The following is a 19,832-nucleotide window of genomic DNA, read 5'->3' on the forward strand; positions in this document are numbered from 1 at the left end:
CCAGCACCCGGTCCTCGCCGGCCACGCGGACCCAGCGCAGTTCGCGCACCGGGCGGCCGGCCGCGGCCAGCAGCCGTTGCGGCGCCGCGGCCTCGGCGCCGGGTCGCAGCGGGCCGCCGGCCAGGGCCTCGGTGCGCAGCGGCGGTGCGCCGCTGTCGAACAGCTTCCACGGGTTCATCGACATCAGGCCGCTGAAGATCCAGGTGAGCGTGACGCCCGCGAACAGCAGCCCGCTCAGGTGGTGCCAGCGCATCGCGCCGCCGGCATACGGCGAACGGGCACCGCTGCGGTAACGCCGGCCGAAGCGCCAGCGCAGCAGGCCGACCACGGTGCCGGTGAGCGCGACCGCGATGCCGACGAGCGACAGCACGATCACGATGTCGGCCCACCAGCGGTCGAGCGCATGACCGCGGAACGGGTAGAGCCAGTGGATCCAGGCACCGGCGTAGTTCCAGCCGCGTTCGGCGCGGGTGGCGTCGCGCACCACCTCGCCGGTCGTGCCCGACAGGTAGAGCCGGGTGTGCGGCGCGTCGTCCAGCTGCACGACGTGCAGCGGCCGGTGGGCGTCCAGATTGCGGGAATGGGTGAAGGCGTCCTCGTCGACGGTGCCCTCGTAGCGCATCGGCGGCAGGGCACCGCCCGGCGCATCAGCGGCGGCCCAGGCGGCCGCGGCGGCGAGCGCCTCGTCGGCCCCGATGCCGCGCAGCACCGCGCCGGACAGCGCGTCGATCACCACGGTGCCCGCGCCCGGCGCCGCGGCGCGGCGGCCGCCCGCCGGGCCCGGCATGCCGCTGCCGGCCGCCGGCACCGCGAGGTAGACCGGCCGCCCGGCCCGCGACGCGGCCAGCCGCAGGTCCCGCAGCGGCCCGCCGATGCCGGCCGCATCGAGCGCGGCGCGCGGCGCCAGGTAGGCGGCGCCCGCGTCGAGCGCCGGCAGGTGCGCCAGCCGCTCGGCCGGCGTGAGCTTGGGATAGCCCACGTACATCATCACCACACCCGAGACGAACCACATCGCGAAGAAGGCGCACATCGCGACCCCGAGCCAGCGGTGGCCCAGGAACAGCCAGCGTTTGATCCGCATGGCAGCCCTAGAACGCAACCCGCACGGCGACGTCGGCAGTGCGCGGCGGGCCGAGGTAGACCTGTCCGGTGCCGGCATTCGCGGCATAGAGCCGGTCGCCTGCGTTGCGCACGCGCCCGACGACCGATACAGAGCGGTTCACCTGGAACTGCAACCCGATGTCCAGCAGCGTGTATCCCGGCCAACTCGAGGCATTGGCCGCATCCGCATAGACCTGTCCCACATGGCGCACGCCGGCGATCGCCGTCCATTGCGGCGCGATGCGCCAGCTGCTCCAGAGGTTCGCGACCCGCGCCGGCGTGTTGGTCGGCGTGCGTCCTGCGAGCGACACGCCGCCCTGCGTGAAGCTGTCGTAGCGCGCATCCACCCAGGCGACGTTGCCCTGCAGCGACCAGTCGGGCGTGGCCTGCAGGCCGACCGCGACTTCCAGTCCCCTCGACGACTGCTCGCCCACGAGTACCGTGAGTGCCGTGTTGTTCGGATCTTGCGTGGCGATGTTCTTGCGCGTGATGCGGTAGGCCGCGAGCGTGGCGGTGCCGCGCTTCTCCCAGAAGTCGAGCTTGCTGCCGACTTCCCACTGCCGACCGGTCGTCAACGAACTGTTGTTGAGCACGTCGGCGAAGGATGCGGTCGACAGGATGCCGGAGGGCGGGTCGGCCGCGGTCGCGTACTGCACATACAGATTGGCGCCGGGCGCAACATCCCAGACCACGCCGATGCGACCGGTGGTGGGGGTATATCGACGCTCGAAGCTCGCCGGCGCTGCAGCGGTGACGGCGCGCCGATTGGTCAGGTCGAGATCGATGCGATCGTGCCGCAGGCCGCTCACGACGCTGAGCATCGGCAGCACGCGGGTGCGGTTTTCCACGTAGGCAGCGACGGTCGTGACGCGGTTGTCGCGATCTGGATTGAAGACCGGCGAGGTGCCGGCGATGGAGAAAAAGTTCTCGGTGGTGAAGTTGTACGGATCGACCGTGCTCACCGTCGCTGACAGGCTGTTGGGAAAACGGGTCTGCCGGTTGCGGCTGACGTCGATGCCGCCCGCCCAGTCGCTCTGCAACCCGGCGAGTCGTCCCTTATAGACCGCCTCGAAGCGGTTGCCGAGCACGTCGTGGTCGTGGCGCTGCAGCAGTGTGGCCGAGCGGACCACGCCGGTGTTGGCGGCGTTGTAGCGGTAGGTTTCGACGTTGCGGTAGTCGCGCAACGCGTCGTAGGCATAGAGGGTGTTCTTCACCTGCAGCGAATCATTGGCGCGCCACTCGGAAACCGACCGTAGCCAGTGCACCCGCTGCGCATAGATGCCGTCGGCGGAGTTGTAGTTCTTCGTGCGGATTCCCGGATCGATGCGTAGCCGGCCCGCCACCGGATTGAGCACCGGCGTGCCCCAGTAGGGCCGGTCGACCTGCTCGTCTTGGAATTCATAGGCGAGGGTATGGGTGAAGCCACGGCCGAGGTCGGACAGCAGCGACGCCGCGAGCTGCGTGGCATGCGGCCGGGTGCCGTCGGTCCATCCGCCGTCTTCTCGACGCTGCAGGTCGATACGGGCGTAGTGGCTGCCCGCCGTGCCGTCGCCGGCGATCCGGCGGTTGATGCCGAAGGCCGCCTCTTTCATGCCATGACTGCCGAGCCGCAGCTGTGCCTCGGCGAAATCCTGGCGCTCTGGCAGCTTGGTGATGTAGTTGATCGTGCCGCCCACCGCACCCGCGCCGTAGAGGAAGCCCGAGGCTCCGCCGACGACCTCCACACGATCGTAGATCCAGCTGTCCACCGGCCGCGCGGCGATCGTGTACTGGACGTTGATGCCATTGAACAGCTGGCTGAGCGAAGCGCCGCCGAAGCCGCGGTAGCTCACGCCGATGCTGCCGGGCGCGTCGTGCGCGGTGATACCGGCCACGGCACGCAGGATTTCCTGCGTGTCGCGGGCGCCGCGCGCATCGATAGTCGCGCGGTCCACCACGGTGACGGAGGCCGGCGTCTCGCGCGGCGTGAGGCCGAGCCGGCTGCCGGTCTCGGCCGGGGTGTCCAGCGCGAGGCGGCCGGTCGGGCCGGCCGCCTCGCTGCGCACGGTGACGGGTGCGAGCGTGGCGGCGCCGTCCACCTGGGCCGATGCGGCGGTGGCGAACAGGCCCGGCAGCAGCGCCAGGAGGGGCCCGGCGTACGGGCGCGGAACGGAAACGCGGCGGCCCGACGGGCGGCCACGCGAAGACGGAACGGTCATGGAACGGAAATCCGGTGCGGTGCACGCGCCCGCGGCCGGCCGCAGAACGGGCGGGCACGGGCGGTGCGGCTGAAACGAAGGAGAAGGGCGGGACGGGCCGGCGCCACGGCGCAGCGCGGGCGAGCACCGAAGAAAGGCGTTTCAGCCGGCCGCAGGCGGTCCGCGCGCCGGCAGCGGCGCCGCGGTGGCGGCCGCCAGGCGGGCCGCGGGAATCGGCTGCACCGCATGGCCGAGCGGCAGCGGCGCGGGCAGCCGCAGCGCCGCGACAGTGGGCGGCGGCGCGCCGGTGGGCGTGCACAGCGGGCAGTCCATCGACGCGGCCGGCAGGTCCTGCGGGCCGTCCTCGCCGTGCAGCACCAGTTTCACCGGCTGCACGCCGCCGCAGACCATCTCGATCACCTGCGGCCGCACCATCGGCGAGGCGACCGCCGCGCCGAGCGACACCACGAACCACAGCAGCAGGAGCCGCGGCAGGACGGTGAGCGTGCGCAGGGAGGGCATGGGCGGCGATTATCGGTCGGGCGTCTGCCGCCGTGGGCAGGCTGGACAATTTGTCCGGTGTCTTCCTGCAGCGTGCGCTGCAGACCGACCGCCGGGTCGTCCCGTCCTGTCCTCACGCACTCTCTTCTTCATGGCCCTCGAAATCGAACGCAAATTCCTCGTCACCGGCGACGCCTGGCGCGCAGCGCCGGGCACGTCCTTCAGCCAGGGCTACCTGAACCGCGACCCGGCCCGCACGGTGCGGGTGCGCATCGCCGGGGACCGGGGCTTCCTGACCGTCAAGGGCCGGTCGTCCGGCGCCACCCGGGCGGAGTTCGAATACCCCGTCCCGCGGGAGGACGCCGAGGCGCTGCTCGCGCTGTGCGACGGCCCGGTGGTGCGGAAGACCCGCCACGTGCTCACCCACGCCGGCCACGTCTGGGAGATCGACGCCTTCCTCGGCGACAACGCGGGGCTGGTGGTGGCCGAGATCGAACTCGCCTCCGAGGACGAGCCTTTCGCCCGCCCCGACTGGCTGGGCGCCGAGGTGACCGGCGACGCCCGCTACTACAACAGCAGCCTCGCGATGCGGCCGTTCTGCACCTGGACGACCGACGATGGTGCGGCCGGCGCCGACTGAGGCGCGCCGCCGCCGGGCCGCCCCTCTGCGCGCAGCCAACCGGCCCCCCTCCGGCATCCCTGGCGCCGTGACGGTGGCGGCGTTCGCGCTGCTGCTGGGATGCACCATCCTGGCGGGGCTACTGCCCGGATGGCTGGCCCCCGCCTACCTCGCGATGAGCGCCCTCTGCTTCAGCGCCTACGCGCTCGACAAGCAGGCGGCCCGCACCGGCGGCTGGCGCGTTTCGGAACGTGATCTGCTGCTGATCGGGCTGGCGGGCGGCTGGCCCGGCGCGGTGCTGGCGCAGCAGTGGCTGCGCCACAAGTCGCGCAAACAGCCGTTCCGCACCTGGTTCTGGTGCAGCGTGGCCGTCCACGGCGGGCTGTTCGTGCTGCTGGCCGGGCCGTGGGGCCGGCCGGTGCTGACGGCGCTGGCGGCCGTCCAGGCGCGGTGAGCGGGCCGGCGCCGCCTACAGGCGGTCGGGCGGCCTGCTGGCGCGGCCGGCGTGACGGCCGGCGGTAACGTCCGCCTCCGTCGCTGCCTCTTTGCGGGCGGCCCGCCCCTTTCACCCGATCCTCCGCCGTGCACCCGCCGCTGCCCCATTCCGACGTCCCGCCGCCTCCGGGCACCGCCCGGCCGCGGCTGGCGCTGCCGCGCTGGCTCGGCGGCCGGCGGCTGAAGATCCCGCCGCGGCGGGTGATGGTGTGGTCGGTGTTCTCGGCGCTGCCGATAGCGATGGTGATCCTGGTCGGCAGCTACCTGTCGTGGCACTACCACCACCAGCTGGTGCAGAGCCGCCTGCAGGTGGACTACACCCACCAGGTGCTCGGCGAGCTGAACCAACTGCTGCTGTCGCTGCAGGATGCCGAGACCGGCCAGCGCGGCTACATCATCACCGGCGAAGATGCCTACCTCGCCCCCTACAACGTGGCGGTCGAGACCACCGGCCCGGCCTTCGACCGGCTGCGCGCGCTGCTGGAGGGCAGCCAGTCGCAGAACCTGCAGATGGACCGGCTGGAGGACCTGATCGACGCCAAGCTGGTGGAACTGAGCGACACCATCGCCCTGCGCCGCCGCGCCGGCTTCGCGCCTGCCGCCGCCCGGATCGCCCAGGGCCACGGCAAACAACTGATGGATGCCGTGCGCGACGAGGTAGCGCGCGCCTCGCAGACCGAGCGCCGGCTGCTGCTCGAGCGGCAGGAGCGTTCGCGCGAACGCGAGCGGGCGACGCTCCAGGTCGGCATGTACGTAGCCGCGCTGTCGATCCTGATGCGGGTGCTGCTGGCGGTGGTGCTGGTGCAGCTGCGCCGGCGCCAGCTGCTGTCATGAAGAGAATCGGGCTCCAGCGCAGGTTGCACCTGCGCCAACAGCTATCTATTTCATAGCACGCGCGTCGGCGGTGCGGCAGGGCCGTCGGCGCCGTCCGTCGCAGCCAGCGGCAGGAGTACCGATGCCGCCAGCCCCCGGCCTTCGGGCCCGTCGGCCAGGGTGAAGGGTGCGTCCATCAGCGCCGCGTACCGGCCGATGATCGCCAGCCCCAGCCCGGTGCCCTGCTTCAGCCAGGCGCCTTCGGGGCCGCGCGCCCAGCGCTGCTGCAGGTGGTCGCGCTGCGCCGCGCCGATGCCGGGGCCGTTGTCGACCACCGTCAGTCGCGCCGTGCCCGCCTCCGCCTGCACCGACAGCGCCACCGTGATCGTGCTGCGACTGCCGTCGGTCGCGCCGCCGTAGCGCAGCGCGTTGTCGATCAGGTTGTTGACGATGCCCTCGACCAGCGCCGGATGGGCCCGCACCGCGACCGGCTCGTCGAGCCCGCGGGCGCCCAAGTCCACCCTGGCGGCGTCGGCGCGCGGCAGGAAGCGCAGCACCGCGTCGCGCGCCACCTCGTCGAGCAGCACGGTGCGCATCTGCATCACGCCGGCCTCGTCGGCCCGGGCCATCGCCAGCAGCTGGTCGACCAGGTGGCTGGCGCGCTCCTCGCTCTGGGCGATGCGCTGCAGCTGCTCGCGCCAGGCCGCCGGGTCCTTCTGCGCCAGGCCGTATTCGGCCAGCGCCCGGATGCCGGCGAGCGGCGTGCGCAGCTCGTGCGCCACGTTGCCGGCGAATTCCCGCTGCGCCCGCACGCCGGCGCTGACCCGGGCGAACAGGCCATTGACCGCGACCGCCAGCCGCTGGATCTCGCGGGTCGAGGCGTTCGCCGGCACGGGGGTCAGGTCGCGGGCGTCGCGCGTCTCCATCGCATGCTCCAGCGCGACCAGCGGCTGCACGTCGCGGCTGATCGCGCGGAACAGCCAGATGCCGAGCAGCAGCAGCAGGCCGATCTGCGGCCCGATCACGTAGACCAGCAGCGTGCGCAGCAGCGCCTCGCGCGAGCGGGTGGTCTCGGCCATCACCACCTCGTATTCCAGCGGCGCGCCGCGGCGCAGCGTGACAGCGCGCAGCCGCCGGCCCTGGTAGGTGATGTCGGAAAACCGGTAGCTGGCCGCGCCCTCGGGCGAGGGCGCATGCAGGCCCGCATGGCCGGCCAGCAGCGTGCCGTCGGGCCAGAGCACTGCGAAGTAGATGCGCTCGCTCTGGTCGAACAGCACCGCGCCCACCTCGCGCGGGGACAGCGCCAGATCGATCGAGTCGCCGGTCGAGCGCACGCTGCCGGCCACCGAGTACGCGTCGTCGAGCAGCGCCCGGTCGAAGGCGCGCTGGGTGAAGTTGACCGCCACTGCGATCGACACCACTACGCCGATCAGCCACGCCACCGCCAGCGGCCACAGCACGTGGTGCATGACGCGGAACCGCAAGGTCGGAGGGTCCCCCGGCTTCTCATTGCGCTGCGCTCCATGTAGTTCGCCACCCCCCCGGGGGGAGGCTCCGCCAGGTCCAGGGAAACCCTGGCCCGGCTGGGGCTGAACCGGGCCGGGCGGTTTGCCGGACCGAGCAGGGTCGGGACGAGCGGGCGCGGTCACGGCGGTGGGACGGCGCCCGGCTCGGGCTCCAGCAGGTAGCCCAGGCCGCGCAGGGTGCGGATCGTGGCGCCGCTGCCGGCGAGCTTCTTGCGCAGCCGGGAGATGAAGGCCTCGAGCGCGTTGTCGCCCAGGTTCTCGTCGAAGCTGGAAAGCTTCTCGGACAGGGTGCGCTTGCTGACCACCCGGCCGGGCGGGGTCATCAGCTCCCACAGCACCTCGAACTCGCGCGCCGGCAGGTCCAGCGGCGCCGCGCCGAGCGCGAAGCGGCGCGCCTTGCGGTCGAGCGCGAGCAGGCCGACCGCCGAGATGTCCTGGGTGCCCTGGGTGCGGCGCACCAGCGCGCGCAGCCGGGCCTCGACCTCGGCCAGCTCGAACGGCTTTCCGAGGTAGTCGTCGGCGCCGGCGTCGAGGCCGGCGATGCGTTCCTCGGTGCGGTCGCGGGCGGTCAGCACCAGCACCGGGGTGCGGTCGCCGCGGGCGCGGGCCGCGCGCAGGGCGGTCAGGCCGCTGGCGGTGGCGGCCCCGGCCTGCGCGTCGGCCGGCAGGTTCAGGTCGAGAAGCACCGCGTCGAAGGGCTGCACGCGCCAGAAGTGGTCGGCCTCGGCCACCGTGCGCGCCTCGTCCACCCGGTGGCCGGCGTCGCGCAGGCTGCGCAGCATCACGTCGCGCAGGACGGCATCGTCTTCGACCACGAGGATGCGCATGGGTGGCGGGCGGTGGGCGCCCGAGGGCGCGGCAAAGAAATGGCGGGGGTGAAAAGCCCTGACGGGCGCCGGTCAGGCGATGGTCAGCCGGCCGGCCCGATAAAGGTGGCCATGAGCATACGACAGCTATTCCTGGCCTGCGGACTCGCCGCCGCCCTGCCCCTGCAGGCCCAGGTCGCCGCCCCCCCCGCGGCGGCCGCGGCGCCGGCGGCCACCCCGGCACCGGCCGCCGGTCCCGCCGCCCGCCTGAGCCTGGCGCAGGCGCTCGCCGCCGCCCGCGACAACCTCGACGTGGCGATCGCCCGCGGCGGCCTGGCCGCGGCCCGCGCCGACATCCTGGCGGCCGACCATGCGCCGCTGCCGGTGCTCAGCACCTCGGCCGAGAACGTCGACCTGAAGAACGGCATCGGTGCCGGCAACCTGATCCGGAAGCGCATCGACAAGAAGGTCGGCATCGACTGGACGATCGAGCGCGGCGGCAAGCGCGAACTGCGCACCGCCGCCGCCACCCGCGCCGCCGACGCGGCCGCCGCCGACGTGGAAGACGTGCGGGTGCAGCAGTTGATCGCATCGCTCTCGGCCTACTACGACCTGCTGGCCGCCCAGGAGCGCCAGGTGCAGGTCGATGCGATCGAGCGCAGCGCGACCGAACTCTCCACCGCCTCCGGCCGCCGGGTGCAGGCCGGCGACCTGCCCGCACAGGACGCGATGCGGGTCGAGATCGAGACCCAGCGCGCCCGCGCCGACGTGCAGCAGGCGCTGCTCGACCGCCAGCGCGCGGCGATCGCGCTGGCCCAGTCGATCGGCGCCCGCGGTGCCGCGGTGGAGGCCAACCTGCAGGCCGAGGACGCCTGGCCGGTGCTGCCGGCGGTCGACACCCCGACCGCCGACTACGCCTCGCTCGCCGAGAACCGGCCTGACGTGCGCGCGGCGCTGGCCCGCGCGCAGGCCGCCCAGGCCAACCTCGACGGCGCGCTGGCGCTGAAGAAGTCCGACGTGACGGTCGGCGCCGGCTACGAGCACTACCCCGGCGTCTCGACCCGGTTGGTCGAGGTGCGCGCCTCGATCCCGCTGCAGTGGGGCTACGGCTACGAAGGCGAGATCGGCCGCGCCCAGGCCAGCTACTACCAGGCGCAGGACGCGCTCGACAAGGCCCGCCGCGACGGCGCGCTGGAGCTGCAGGGCCTGCAGCAGGCGGCGCTCACCGCCGAGCGCCGCGCCCGCGGCTACGAGACCGACATCCTGCCGCGCGCCCGCCGCGTCGCCGAGAACGCCGAGCTGGCCTACCGCCGCGGCGCGATCCCGCTGTTCGACCTGCTTGACGCCCGCCGGGTGCTGCGCGCCACGCTGCTCGAGGCGGTCGCCGCCCGCGCCGACTACGCCAAGACCGCCGGCGCCTGGACGCTGCAGACGCGGCCCGACCTGCTGACCGGCGCCCGCTGAGCGGCCGCCGCCCCTTCCTCCCGTTCGATTTCCGCCCGACCTCCCGCCCCCGAGACAACCGCCATGCCGCACCCGTCCCGCCTCCTTTCCCGCCGCCCGGCCCGTGCCGCGCTGCTGGCCACCGCCTGCGCCGCCCTGCTGCTCGCCGGCTGCGGCGAATCCCCCGCCCCCCGGGCCGAGGCACCGCCGCCGGCCCCGATCCTGCAGGGCAAGCAGCTGCGGTTCCCGGCCGACCATCCGCAGCTCGCGATGCTCAAGAGCACGCCCGCCACGGCGGCCGCCGACATCGTGGTCGAACTGCCGGCCAAGCTGGTCTGGAACGAGGAACGCACCCAGCGCCTGTATCCGGCCTTCGGCGGCCGTATCGTCGCGATCAACGCCGACGTCGGCACGGCGGTGAAGCCGGGCACGCTGCTGGCGCGCATCGCGTCGCCCGACTTCGGCCAGGCGCAGGCCGACACCGCCAAGGCCAACGTCGACCTGTCGCTCGCCCGCAAGAACCTGCAGCGCCAGCGCGAGCTGTTCGAAGCCGGCATCGTCGCCAAAAAAGACCTGGAGCAGACCGAGGCCGACACCGCCCGCGCCCAGGCCGAATCGGCCCGCGCCGCCGGCCGCACCACGCTCTACGGCAGCGCCAGCAGCGGCAACCAGCAGCTCGGCATCGCGTCGGGCATCGCCGGCGTGGTGGTCGAGCGCAACCTGAACCCGGGCCAGGAGGTGCGGCCCGACCAGAGCGGCCCCGGTACGCCGGCGCTGTTCGTCGTGACCGACCCGACCTCGCTGTGGGTGCAGGTCGATGCGCGCGAGATCGACGTCGGCAGCATGGCACCCGGCACCCGCTTCCAGCTGCAGGTGGCGGCCTATCCGGGCGTGAACTTCCCGGCGACGGTGGCCGCGGTGTCGGACGCGATCGACCCGTCCACCCGCACCATCAAGGTCCGGGGCCTGGTGCCCAACGCCGACCGGCGCCTGAAGGGCGAGATGCTCGCTACCGCACTGGTGCGGGAGGCGCTGACCGGCGCGGTGGTGCCGGCCTCGGCGGTCACGCTGGAAGGCAACCGCCACACCGTCTACGTGCAGGTGCAGCCGGGCGTCTTCGAGCCGCGCGAGGTCAAGCTCGGCCATATGGGCCCGCGCGAGGTGGTGCTGAGTTCCGGCCTGCAGGTCGGCGAGCAGGTGGTCACCGACAACGCCCTGCTGCTGGCCCGCGAATTCGCGGTCGCCCGCGAGGAAGCCGCCGCACCGGCCGCCACCGCCACCGCGAAGTGATCCGATGAAACGCCTGATCCACTACGCGCTGCACCAGCCGCTGTTCATCGTGCTGGGCACGCTGCTGTTCGCGGCCGCCGGCATCTTCGCCTTCAAGAACCTGTCGGTCGAGGCGTTCCCGGACGTCACCGACACCCAGGTCACCGTCATCGCGCTGTACCCCGGCCGCGCGGCCGAGGAGGTCGAGAAACAGGTGACGCTGCCGATCGAGGTGGCCCTGTCCGGCCTGCCGAACTCGATCCGCGTCTTCTCGCACACCCAGTTCGGCCTGTCCTTCACCGTGGTGACCTACGACGACAAGTCCGAGGTCAACCTGGTGCGCCAGCAGGTCGCCGAGCGGCTGCGCAGCGTGGACCTGCCTGACGGCGTGTCCGCCGACATCGCGCCCAACGCCACCCCGGTCGGCGAGATCATGCGCTACCGCCTGAAGGGCGCCGGCTACTCGACCACCGAGCTGCGCACGCTGGAGGACTGGGTCGCCGAACGCGCGCTGCGCCAGGTGCCCGGCGTGGCCGACGTGGTCGCGATGGGCGGCGCGATCAAGCAGTACGAGGTGCAGCCCGACCTCGACAAGCTGCGCGCGTACAAGGTCACCTTCCAGAGCCTGCTCGATGCGCTCGGCCGCGGCAACTCCAACGCCGGCGGCAGCTACGTGCGCCAGGGCGCGCAGCAGTACACGATCCGCGGTATCGGCCTGCTGCAGTCGGCCGACGACATCGGCCGCATCGTGGTCGCGGCCCGCGGCGGCACCCCGATCCTGATCCGCGACATCGCCGAGGTGCGCACCGGCGCGGTGCCGCGCCTGGGCGTGGTCGGCCAGGACAACGACGACGACATCGTCACCGGCATCGTCATCATGCGCAAAGGCGAGAACCCGAGCGTGGTGCTGAAGGCGGTGAAGGACAAGATCGCCGACCTGAACGCCCGCGGCCTGCCCACCGGGGTGCAGATCGTGCCGTTCTACGACCGCACCTGGCTGATGGAGAAGACGCTCACCACCGTGTTCCGCAACCTGGTCGAGGGCGCGGTGCTGGTGTCGCTGGTGCTCTACGTGTTCCTGTCCAACCTGCGCGCCAGCCTGGCGGTGGTGGTGGTCATCCCGCTCGCGCTGCTGTCGACCTTCATGGGCCTGAAGATCATGGGCGTGCCGGCGAACCTGCTGTCGCTCGGCGCGATGGACTTCGGCATCATCGTGGACGGCGCGGTGATCGTGATCGAGAACATCCTGCACCGCCTCGCGCAGAGCCGCGAGGACATGCGCGAGACCGAGCGGCGCCAGGTGATCATCGACGCGGCCAACGAGGTCGGCCGGCCCACGCTGTTCTCGATGCTGATCATCATCGCGGCCCACATCCCGATCTTCGCGCTGCAGCGCCACGAAGGCCGGATCTTCCAGCCGATGGCGCTGTCGGTCACGGCCGCGCTGATCGGCGCCCTGATCTTCTCGCTTACGCTGGTGCCGCTGCTCGCCTACTGGATGCTGCGCCGCAAGCTGCCGCACGGCGACAACCGCGTCGTCACCGGCGCCAAGCGCGTCTACGGGCCGATCCTGGACTGGGCGCTGCGCCGCCGCCGCACCGTGGCGACCATCGCCGTCGGCGCGCTGGTGCTGACCACGGTGGTCGCGTCGCGGCTCGGCTCGGAATTCCTGCCCGAGCTCAACGAGGGCACCACCTGGGTCAACTTCACGTTGTCGCCCAACGTGTCGACGCAGGAGGCCTCGCGCATCCTGCGGCTGGCGCGCAAGGCGCTGCTGACCGTGCCCGAAGTGCGCACCACCGTGTCGAAGGCCGGCCAGCCGGAGGACGGCACCGACCCGAAGACCATCTCGATGGCCGAGATCTTCGTGGACATCAAGCCCGAGGCCGAATGGCGCAAGGGCATGACGCGCGAGAAGATCACCGAGGAGATGAACCGGGCGCTGTCGGCGATCCCGAGCATCGACCCGGCCTTCTCCCAGCCGATCCGCGACAACGTGCTCGAGTCGATCTCGCAGATCAAGGGCCAGATCGTGATCAAGCTCGCCGGCGACGACCTGGCGCTGATGAAGCAGGTGACCGACCAGATCGCCCGCGAGGTCAAGCAGGTGCAGGGCGTGGCGCGTGCCGAGATCGACCGCGACGGCCAGGTGCCGCAGCTGGTACTCGACATCAACCGCGGCAACGCGGCGCGCTTCGGCCTGAACGTGCAGGACATCCAGGACGTGATCGAGGCCGCGCTCGCCGGCAAGGCCGCGACCAGCCTGTGGGAAGGCGAACGCAAGTTCTCCGTCGCGGTGCGGCTGCCGGCCTCCGAGCGGGTGATCGCCAACCTGCGCCGCACGCCGATCGCCACGCCCGACGGCGGCTACGTGACGCTGGCCGACGTGACCGACATCCGCGAGACCACCGGCGCGATGAACATCGCCCGCGAATCGGGTCGCCGCACCACCGCGATCGGCATCTTCATCGCCGGCCGCGACATGGGCTCGGTGGTGGCCGACATGAAGAAGCGGGTTGAGCAGAACGTGAAGATCCCCGAGGGGTACGTCGTCAACTGGTCGGGCGAGTTCGAGAACCAGGAACGCGCCATGAAGCGGCTGGCGGTGGTGGTGCCGATCTCGCTGCTGCTGATCTTCGTGCTGCTGTTCGACGCCTTCAAGTCGTTCAAGATGGCTTCGCTGATCCTGGTGAACGTGCCGCTCGCACTGATCGGCGGCTTCCTCGCGCTGTTCGTCTTCGGCATCCCGCTGTCGGTGTCGGCGGCCATCGGCTTCATCGCGCTGTCGGGCCAGGCGGTGCTCAACGGCGTGGTGATGCTGTCGGTGTTCCAGCAGCTGCGCGGGGCCGGTATGACGGTGATAGACGCGGTGCGCGAAGGCTCGATGCAGCGGCTGCGCACCGTGCTGATGACCGCGATGCTCGCCGCGCTCGGCCTGCTGCCGATGGCGCTGTCGCGCGAGATCGGCTCGGAGACCCAGCGCCCGCTGGCGATCGTGGTGATCGGCGGCCTGTTCACCGCGACGCTGCTAACGCTGGTGGTGCTGCCGGCGCTCTACGTGGCCTGGTTCGGCAAGGACAAGCCGAAGGGCCAGACCACGACGGACGACGACAGCCACGTGCCTGCGGTGGTCTGACCGTCGCGGCAGCGTGGCCGCCACAGGCGCCGCTCCTGAAAAGGGCGGCGCCTTTTTCAGGAGCGGATACCAAAGACCATGGAGCGGCGACGACGTGCCGCATCCGCCCGCGCAACCCGGCCCTAGCCCAGCAGCGCGTCCAGCACCTCGAACGGCACCGGCCGCGAGAACAGGTAGCCCTGGCCGTAGTCGCAGCCCATCGCGTCGAGCAGGTCGCGCTGCTCGGCGGTCTCGATGCCCTCGGCCACCACCTTCAGGCCGAGCGCATGGGCCATCGTGACGATCGCGCGGCACAGCACCAGGTCGCTCGACCCTTCCGACAGGTTGCGCACGAACGCCTGGTCGATCTTGAGATAGTCGATGTCGAACTTCTTCAGGTAGCTGAGCGACGAGTAGCCGGTGCCGAAATCGTCGAGCGACAGCTGCATGCCGGCCGACCGGCAGGCCGCGAGCGTCTCCGGCAGGCCGGCGGTGCCGCCGGCGTCGAGCAGCATGCCCTCGGTGATCTCGAGCACCACGCTGTCGCCGGGCAGGCCGGCCCGTCCCAGCGCCGCCATCCACTGCGCATGCAGCTCCGGATTGCCGAGGAACTGCGCCGGCGAGGTGTTCAGGCTCATCTGGAACTGCGGATCGTGCTCGCGCCGCAGCTGCGCCAGCGCACGTACCGCCTCCTGGAACACCCAGTCGCCCAGCGCGTGGATCACCCCGCTTTGCTCGGCGACCGGGATGAACTCGGCTGGGCTGATGAGGCCGCGGCCCGGATGCTTCCAGCGCACCAGCGCCTCGGCCTTGCGGATGTGGCCGGTCGCCAGTTCCACGATCGGCTGGTAGACCAGCCGCAGCTGGCCGTCGGGAACGGCTTGGCGCAGGTCGGCGATGAGGCGCATGCGCTGCTGCGCCGCCGCGTGCATCGACGGGGTGAACGCCTGGTAACGGTTGCGCCCGAGCGCCTTGGCGGCGTACATCGCCTGGTCGGCGTCGCGCAGCAGCGTCTCGGCGCTGGCGCCCTCGTGCGGATAGCGGGTGATGCCGATGCTGCCGGAGACGAAAGCGGTCTCGGTCCCGAGCGCGAAAGGCTCGCTCATCCGCTCCAGGATGACGCGGGCGAGCGCGTCGGGGTCGGGCGTGGCGCTCACGATCGCGAATTCGTCGCCGCCGAGCCGCGCCACGCTGTCGCCGTCCTGCACGCAGCGCAGCAGCCGCCGGGCGGCCTCCTGCAGCAGCGCGTCGCCCGCGCTGTGGCCGAGCGTGTCGTTGACTTCCTTGAAATAGTCGAGGTCCAGGTACAGCAGCGCCATGGTGCGGCCGTCGCGGCCGGCCTGGGCGATGTCGCGCTCCAGCCGCTCACGCAGGATGCGCCGGTTGAGCAGCCCGGTGAGCGGGTCGCAGTGGGCCTGCTGCCAGAGGATCTGCTCGTATTCCTTCTTGCCGGCCAGGTCGCTGAACAGCGCCACCCGCCGGTGCGGCCGGCCGTCGCGGTCGAACACGGTGCTGATGCTCAGCCACTCGGCATAGACGCCGCCGTTCTTGCGCCGGCTCCAGATCTCGCCCTGCCAGCGGCCGGTGGACCGCACCGCCTCGCGCAGCGCCTCGTGCTGCTGCTGGTCGTCCGGATCGCCGGTCTCGAGCAGCAGGTCGAGGTTGCGGCCGACCACCTCGTCGGCGGTATAGCCGGTGAGCGTCGTGAAGGCCCGGTTGACCGACAGGATGGCGTTGTCGGCATCCATCACCAGCAGGCCTTCGTGGCTGTTTTCGTAGAAGAGGACCGCCAGCTGCATCGCCTCCTCGGCCAGCTTGCGGTCGGTGATGTCCTTGTGGGTGCTGATGACCCGCTGCGGCCGGCCCTGGCGGTCGGACTCGACGGCCACCCCGCGGCTGAGGGTCCAGGCCCAGCTGGCGTCGTCGCGGCGCATCCGGAATTCCATCGTGTGGTCCTGCCGGATGCCGTCGCGGTAGCCCTGCATCGTCTCCGCCACCATCGCCACGTCTTCCGGATGCACCCGCGCCTGCCAGTCGCGCGCCGGGTCGGCCGGCGCGTCGGCGCCGGCGGCCGGCTGCGCAGCGTCGTTGTGCGCGTAGTAGAACGTGTCCGCGTCGATGGCCCAGTCCCAGACGCTGTCGCTGGTGCCGCGCAGCGCATGCCGCCAGCGGAATTCGGTCTGCTCCAGTGCTTCGCGTGCGCGGGTGCGCTGCCGCAGGTCGGCCAGCAGCAGGTAGCCGACCAGCAGCAGCAGACCCGAGATCACGCCGCCGGCCGTCAGGTTGGTCAGCCGCTGCCGGCGGTAGGGCTCCATCAGCACCGCGACCGACCGGCCCAGCGCAACCACCAGGCCGTATTCCGGCAGGGCCTGCAGGGCAACGAGCCGCCTCACGCCGTCCACCGGCGAGACCACTTCGGCCGGCCCGCCGTCGTCGCGGCCCTGCTCCAGCGCCGCGACGCGATCAGGGAACAGCCGCACCGGCACGTCCAGGCCCTGCGGCGGCGGCGGCAGCCGGGTCAGCAGCTCGGCGCTGCTGCGCAGCATCGCCACCGCGCTGTCGTTGCCGAGGTCCAGGGCACGGGAGAAGCGGGTGAAGTAGTTGGCCGGCAACGACAGCACGATGACACCGGCAAAGCGCCCCCGCTCGTCGGAGATCCGCCGGGTCAGCTGGATCGTCCAGCGCCGCGTGATCCTGCCCAGCACCGGCCGGCTAACGAACAGCACGTCCTGTGCATCCGCCCGCTGGTGCACCCGGAAATGCTCGCGGTCGCTCAGGTCGACCGACTTCGCAGCCGGGTCGGCACTGGTGTAGGCCAGCCAGCCCCGGGCGTCGATGATGCCCACCTGGAAGACGACGCTGCGTTCCAGGTGCTTCTGCTGCAGCAGCACCTGCTGGTGGAAGCGGGCGGGCGTTTCCTCCTGCCAGCGGTCGCGCAGGTTGAGCAGCGTGAGGTCTGTGGCATGGAGCGAGGAGCGCACCTCCTCGGCATAGAGATGCAGCAGGTTCGAGGTGTCCCGGACGTTTTCCTTCTGCAGGCGTTCGCGGCTGGCGGACAGGTCCCAGCCGATGCCGATCCACAGCGCCGGCAGCACGACGGCCAGCGCCAGCCCGGTCTGCCAGGCGGGCGAGCGGCCCACCCGGCGGAAGAAGGAGGGCTGCGCCCGCGAAGCGGCGGCGGCGGATTCCGGCGCGGTCGGGGTCGTCGATATCATGGCAAGGCGCTGGGCGTGGGGCCGGGAGGGTCAGACCGGGGAGGCCGGGCGAACGCACCGGCGGGGGCGTATTGTGGAGTCAATCCCACCCCGCACCGTGGACCCGGCCGACCGGCGGAAGCCGCCCCCGGACAGGCGCGGCGCGACACCGTTGCGGCGAGGGCCCACAGACCTGCCTGCCAATCCTGCGGTCGTGATGTCGGACCGCACCGCTGCGCTGCCGGAGCGCTCTCAGGCGAGCATCGGCGTCGTGTGCATCCCGACCGCGACGGGCACCGCCGACGGACGCCCCGGCAATGCCGCCGCGACCGGCTCGCCGCCGGCCTCGATCCGGAACTGCCGCACCACCCCGGCCAGCCGCGCCGCCTGCTCGCGCAGCGATTCGGCCGCGGCCGCGGACTGCTCGACCAGCGCCGCGTTCTGCTGCGTCATACGGTCGATGTCGTGCACCGCCTGGCCGACCTCGCCGATGCCGCTGGACTGCTCGGCCGCCGCAGCGGTGATCTCGCCGATGATGTCGCCCACGCGCCGCACGCCGGAGACGATCTCCTTCATCGCGCTGCCGGCATCCTCCACCAGCCGCACGCCGCCGTCGACCGCGCTGACGCTGGTCTTGATCAGCACCTTGATCTCGCTGGCGGCCTGGGCCGAGCGCTGCGCCAGGCCGCGCACCTCCGACGCCACCACCGCGAAGCCGCGGCCCTGCTCGCCGGCCCGCGCGGCTTCCACCGCGGCGTTGAGCGCCAGGATGTTGGTCTGGAAGGCGATCGAGTCGATCAGCGCGATGATGTCGTTGATCTTGCGGCTCGACGACGCGATGTCCTGCATGCTGGAGACCGCCTGCTGCACCACGCTGCCGCCGCGCTGCGCGGCGGTGGAGGCCGACGCCGCGAGCTGGTTGGCCAGCTGCGCCGACGATGCGGTCTGCTGCACGTTGCCGCTCAGCTCGGCGATCGACGACACCGTCTGCTGCACGTTGCCGGCAGTGTGTTCGGTGCGGCTCGACAGATCCTGGTTGCCCGAGGCGATTTCCTGGCTCGCGATCGCGATGCTCTCGCTGGAATCGCGCACCTGCGCGACCATCGTGCCCAGGTAGCCCTGCATGCCCTCGAGCGCGCGCTGCAGGTCGGTCAGCTCGTCGTGGCCTTCCACCACGATCCGCTGCGACAGGTCGCCGCCGGCGATCGCCGCGGCCGACTGCCGCGCCTGCTCCAGCGGGCCGCAGATCGAGCGCATGTTGAGGATGGTGGCCGGCACCACCGTGGCGATCATCAGCAGCACGATGCCGCCGAACAGCAGCTGGATGCGGCGCGACAGTTCGCGCTGGTCGGCCAGGGCGCCGTCCACCTGCTGGCGCAGCTGCGCCTGCAGCGCGGCCATCTCCTTCTCGGCCTTGGCGAACTCGCCGATCGCGCGCTGCGACATGCGGTTGGCCACGGTGGCCGAGTCATAGGCCTCCTTCTCCAGCTGGTCGGCGACCGGGGAGAAGGTCTTGCGGTAGGCGGCCAGCTGCGCCAGCACCCGCTGCATCGCCGCACCGTTGTCGCCCGCATGGGTCTCGACATAGGTCCGGCCGACCTTGTCCGCCCGGTCCTGCGCAGCCGTCCACTCGCGGCGCGCTGTGGCAACGGCGGCCGGCTTCTCGTACTGGATGATCATTTCCTTCTCGGCCTGCCGGGCGGAACTCATCTCGGCCCGCATCGACGCCAGCGTCTCGTTGGCGTCGTTGGCGCTCTGCATGAAGGTCTCGCTGGTGCGCTGGATGCTGTACATGCCCCAGATGCCGGCCCCGCCGAGCAGGCCTACGAGCAGCATGACGATGGCGATCGCCCCGTACATGCGGAGACGGATGGTGAAACGGCGCAGCAGCAGCAGCAAGGCCATGGCGGGAATCCTTTGGAGCGGTGGAGGGCGGCCCGACGCCGAAGCCTCTCGAAATGTAAGTATTCGCACAGTTTGCCAGACCGTGCTAGACCGACACCGGTGGTCCAGTTTTCGTCACCGGCGGCGCCCGACGGATCGGGGATTTCCCTCGGCGCGGTGCAGCAGCAACGCATTGGCCATCACGCTGACCGAGCTGAGCGCCATCGCGGCGCCCGCCACGACCGGGCTCAGCAGGCCGAAGGCGGCGAGCGGGATGCCGGCGACGTTGTAGACGAAGGCCCAGAACAGGTTCTGGCGGATCTTGGCGACGGTCCGCGCGGCGACGCCGAGCGCCTCGGCCACCAGTGCCGGATCGGGCCGCATCAGCGTGATGCCGGCGGCCTGCAGCGCCACGTCGGTGCCGCTGCCCATCGCGATGCCGATGTCGGCGGCGGCCAGCGCCGGCGCGTCGTTCACCCCGTCGCCGACCATCGCCACCACCGCGCCGCCGGCCTGCAGCGCCCGCACCGCGTCGGCCTTGCCGCCCGGCAGCACGCCGGCCTGCACCTCGTCGGGCCGCAGGCCGAGCCGCGCCGCCATCGCCTGCGCCGCGCCGGCGTTGTCGCCCGAGACCATCGCGAGCCGCAGGCCGCGCGCCCGCAGCGTCGAGAGCGCCTCGGCCGCGCCCGGACGCGGTTCGTCGCCGAAGGCGAGCAGCGCCTGCACCGCCACGCCGCCGTCCGCACCCTGCACGGCCAGCGCAGACACGGTCGCGCCTTCGGCCTGCAGTTGTGCCGCCGTCGCGGCGAGCGGGCCGGGCGGCGCCTGCAGCTCGGCCATCCAGGCCAGGCTGCCGAGTCGCAGCACCGTGCCCTGCAGCGTGCCCTCA

Annotated in this window: 14 protein-coding genes; 6 read left to right on the forward strand and 8 right to left on the reverse strand. The window is 72.0% G+C overall.

Features of this window, described 5'->3' with window-relative positions; translation table 11 throughout:
* From QZ500_RS14050 to QZ500_RS14060, 3 genes are all read right to left on the reverse strand, one after another.
* Positions 1-1,081, reverse strand: a 1,081-nt coding sequence (locus tag QZ500_RS14050) for a PepSY domain-containing protein (RefSeq protein ID WP_295856027.1), incomplete at its 3' end; no start/stop codon positions are given.
* Positions 1,082-1,088: 7 nt separating this feature from the next.
* Positions 1,089-3,299: a TonB-dependent siderophore receptor gene (locus QZ500_RS14055; RefSeq protein WP_295856028.1), complete on the reverse strand. Its 2,211-nt coding sequence runs from the start codon at positions 3,297-3,299 to the stop codon at positions 1,089-1,091.
* A 141-nt stretch (positions 3,300-3,440) separates the two neighbouring features.
* Positions 3,441-3,800, reverse strand: a complete 360-nt coding sequence (locus QZ500_RS14060) for a DUF2946 family protein (protein ID WP_295856029.1) — start codon at positions 3,798-3,800, stop codon at positions 3,441-3,443.
* Positions 3,801-3,930: 130 nt separating this feature from the next.
* Between QZ500_RS14060 and QZ500_RS14065 the strand changes: the two genes are divergently transcribed.
* The 3 genes from QZ500_RS14065 (at position 3,931) to QZ500_RS14075 (ending at position 5,727) form a co-directional block, all read left to right on the forward strand.
* Positions 3,931-4,419, forward strand: coding sequence for a CYTH domain-containing protein (locus QZ500_RS14065; RefSeq protein ID WP_295856030.1), 489 nt, complete (start codon positions 3,931-3,933; stop codon positions 4,417-4,419).
* A gap of 67 nt (positions 4,420-4,486) precedes the next feature.
* Positions 4,487-4,852, forward strand: coding sequence for a DUF1294 domain-containing protein (locus QZ500_RS14070; RefSeq protein WP_295856031.1), 366 nt, complete (start codon positions 4,487-4,489; stop codon positions 4,850-4,852).
* Between the two features lie 128 nt (positions 4,853-4,980).
* Positions 4,981-5,727 carry a CHASE3 domain-containing protein gene (locus QZ500_RS14075; protein ID WP_295856032.1) on the forward strand — a complete coding sequence of 249 codons (747 nt, stop codon included), beginning with the start codon at positions 4,981-4,983 and terminating at the stop codon, positions 5,725-5,727.
* A 50-nt stretch (positions 5,728-5,777) separates the two neighbouring features.
* On the opposite strand, the gene QZ500_RS14080 is transcribed toward QZ500_RS14075, so the two are convergent.
* Both QZ500_RS14080 and QZ500_RS14085 read right to left on the reverse strand, forming a co-directional pair.
* Positions 5,778-7,175, reverse strand: coding sequence for a sensor histidine kinase (locus tag QZ500_RS14080; protein WP_295856033.1), 1,398 nt, complete (start codon positions 7,173-7,175; stop codon positions 5,778-5,780).
* Between the two features lie 176 nt (positions 7,176-7,351).
* A complete protein-coding gene (locus QZ500_RS14085) occupies positions 7,352-8,059 on the reverse strand; it encodes a response regulator transcription factor (RefSeq protein ID WP_295856034.1) in 708 nt (235 codons plus the stop codon).
* A gap of 111 nt (positions 8,060-8,170) precedes the next feature.
* Between QZ500_RS14085 and QZ500_RS14090 the strand changes: the two genes are divergently transcribed.
* From QZ500_RS14090 to QZ500_RS14100, 3 genes are all read left to right on the forward strand, one after another.
* The gene (locus tag QZ500_RS14090) at positions 8,171-9,502 is read left to right on the forward strand and encodes a TolC family protein (RefSeq protein ID WP_295856035.1); all 1,332 of its coding nucleotides are present in this window, start codon (positions 8,171-8,173) and stop codon (positions 9,500-9,502) included.
* Positions 9,503-9,565: 63 nt separating this feature from the next.
* Positions 9,566-10,771 (forward strand): efflux RND transporter periplasmic adaptor subunit, encoded by a 1,206-nt coding sequence (locus tag QZ500_RS14095; RefSeq protein WP_295856036.1) that lies wholly within the window; start codon positions 9,566-9,568, stop codon positions 10,769-10,771.
* A gap of 4 nt (positions 10,772-10,775) precedes the next feature.
* Positions 10,776-13,886 carry a CusA/CzcA family heavy metal efflux RND transporter gene (locus tag QZ500_RS14100; RefSeq protein ID WP_295856037.1) on the forward strand — a complete coding sequence of 1,037 codons (3,111 nt, stop codon included), beginning with the start codon at positions 10,776-10,778 and terminating at the stop codon, positions 13,884-13,886.
* Between the two features lie 122 nt (positions 13,887-14,008).
* On the opposite strand, the gene QZ500_RS14105 is transcribed toward QZ500_RS14100, so the two are convergent.
* The 3 genes from QZ500_RS14105 to QZ500_RS14115 form a co-directional block, all read right to left on the reverse strand.
* The gene (locus tag QZ500_RS14105) at positions 14,009-17,080 is read right to left on the reverse strand and encodes an EAL domain-containing protein (RefSeq protein ID WP_295856038.1); all 3,072 of its coding nucleotides are present in this window, start codon (positions 17,078-17,080) and stop codon (positions 14,009-14,011) included.
* 231 nt (positions 17,081-17,311) lie between these two features.
* A complete protein-coding gene (locus QZ500_RS14110) occupies positions 17,312-18,964 on the reverse strand; it encodes a methyl-accepting chemotaxis protein (protein ID WP_295856039.1) in 1,653 nt (550 codons plus the stop codon).
* Positions 18,965-19,078: 114 nt separating this feature from the next.
* A partial coding sequence (locus QZ500_RS14115; protein ID WP_295856040.1) for an HAD-IC family P-type ATPase occupies positions 19,079-19,832 on the reverse strand: 754 nt, incomplete at its 5' end.

Origin of the sequence: uncultured Xylophilus sp. (assembly GCA_913776965.1) — a bacterium.
GTDB lineage: Bacteria > Pseudomonadota > Gammaproteobacteria > Burkholderiales > Burkholderiaceae_C > Xylophilus.

What these genes read in the sequence shown, in the direction of transcription:
- QZ500_RS14055 (WP_295856028.1), bottom strand. Translation starts at nt 3,299, where the DNA reads ATGACCGTTCCGTCTTCGCGTGGCCGCCCGTCGGGCCGCCGCGTTTCC.
- QZ500_RS14060 (WP_295856029.1), bottom strand. Translation starts at nt 3,800, where the DNA reads ATGCCCTCCCTGCGCACGCTCACCGTCCTGCCGCGGCTCCTGCTGCTG.
- QZ500_RS14065 (WP_295856030.1), top strand. Translation starts at nt 3,931, where the DNA reads ATGGCCCTCGAAATCGAACGCAAATTCCTCGTCACCGGCGACGCCTGG.
- QZ500_RS14080 (WP_295856033.1), bottom strand. Translation starts at nt 7,175, where the DNA reads ATGCACCACGTGCTGTGGCCGCTGGCGGTGGCGTGGCTGATCGGCGTA.
- QZ500_RS14085 (WP_295856034.1), bottom strand. Translation starts at nt 8,059, where the DNA reads ATGCGCATCCTCGTGGTCGAAGACGATGCCGTCCTGCGCGACGTGATG.
- QZ500_RS14090 (WP_295856035.1), top strand. Translation starts at nt 8,171, where the DNA reads ATGAGCATACGACAGCTATTCCTGGCCTGCGGACTCGCCGCCGCCCTG.
- QZ500_RS14095 (WP_295856036.1), top strand. Translation starts at nt 9,566, where the DNA reads ATGCCGCACCCGTCCCGCCTCCTTTCCCGCCGCCCGGCCCGTGCCGCG.
- QZ500_RS14100 (WP_295856037.1), top strand. Translation starts at nt 10,776, where the DNA reads ATGAAACGCCTGATCCACTACGCGCTGCACCAGCCGCTGTTCATCGTG.
- QZ500_RS14105 (WP_295856038.1), bottom strand. Translation starts at nt 17,080, where the DNA reads ATGATATCGACGACCCCGACCGCGCCGGAATCCGCCGCCGCCGCTTCG.
- QZ500_RS14110 (WP_295856039.1), bottom strand. Translation starts at nt 18,964, where the DNA reads ATGGCCTTGCTGCTGCTGCTGCGCCGTTTCACCATCCGTCTCCGCATG.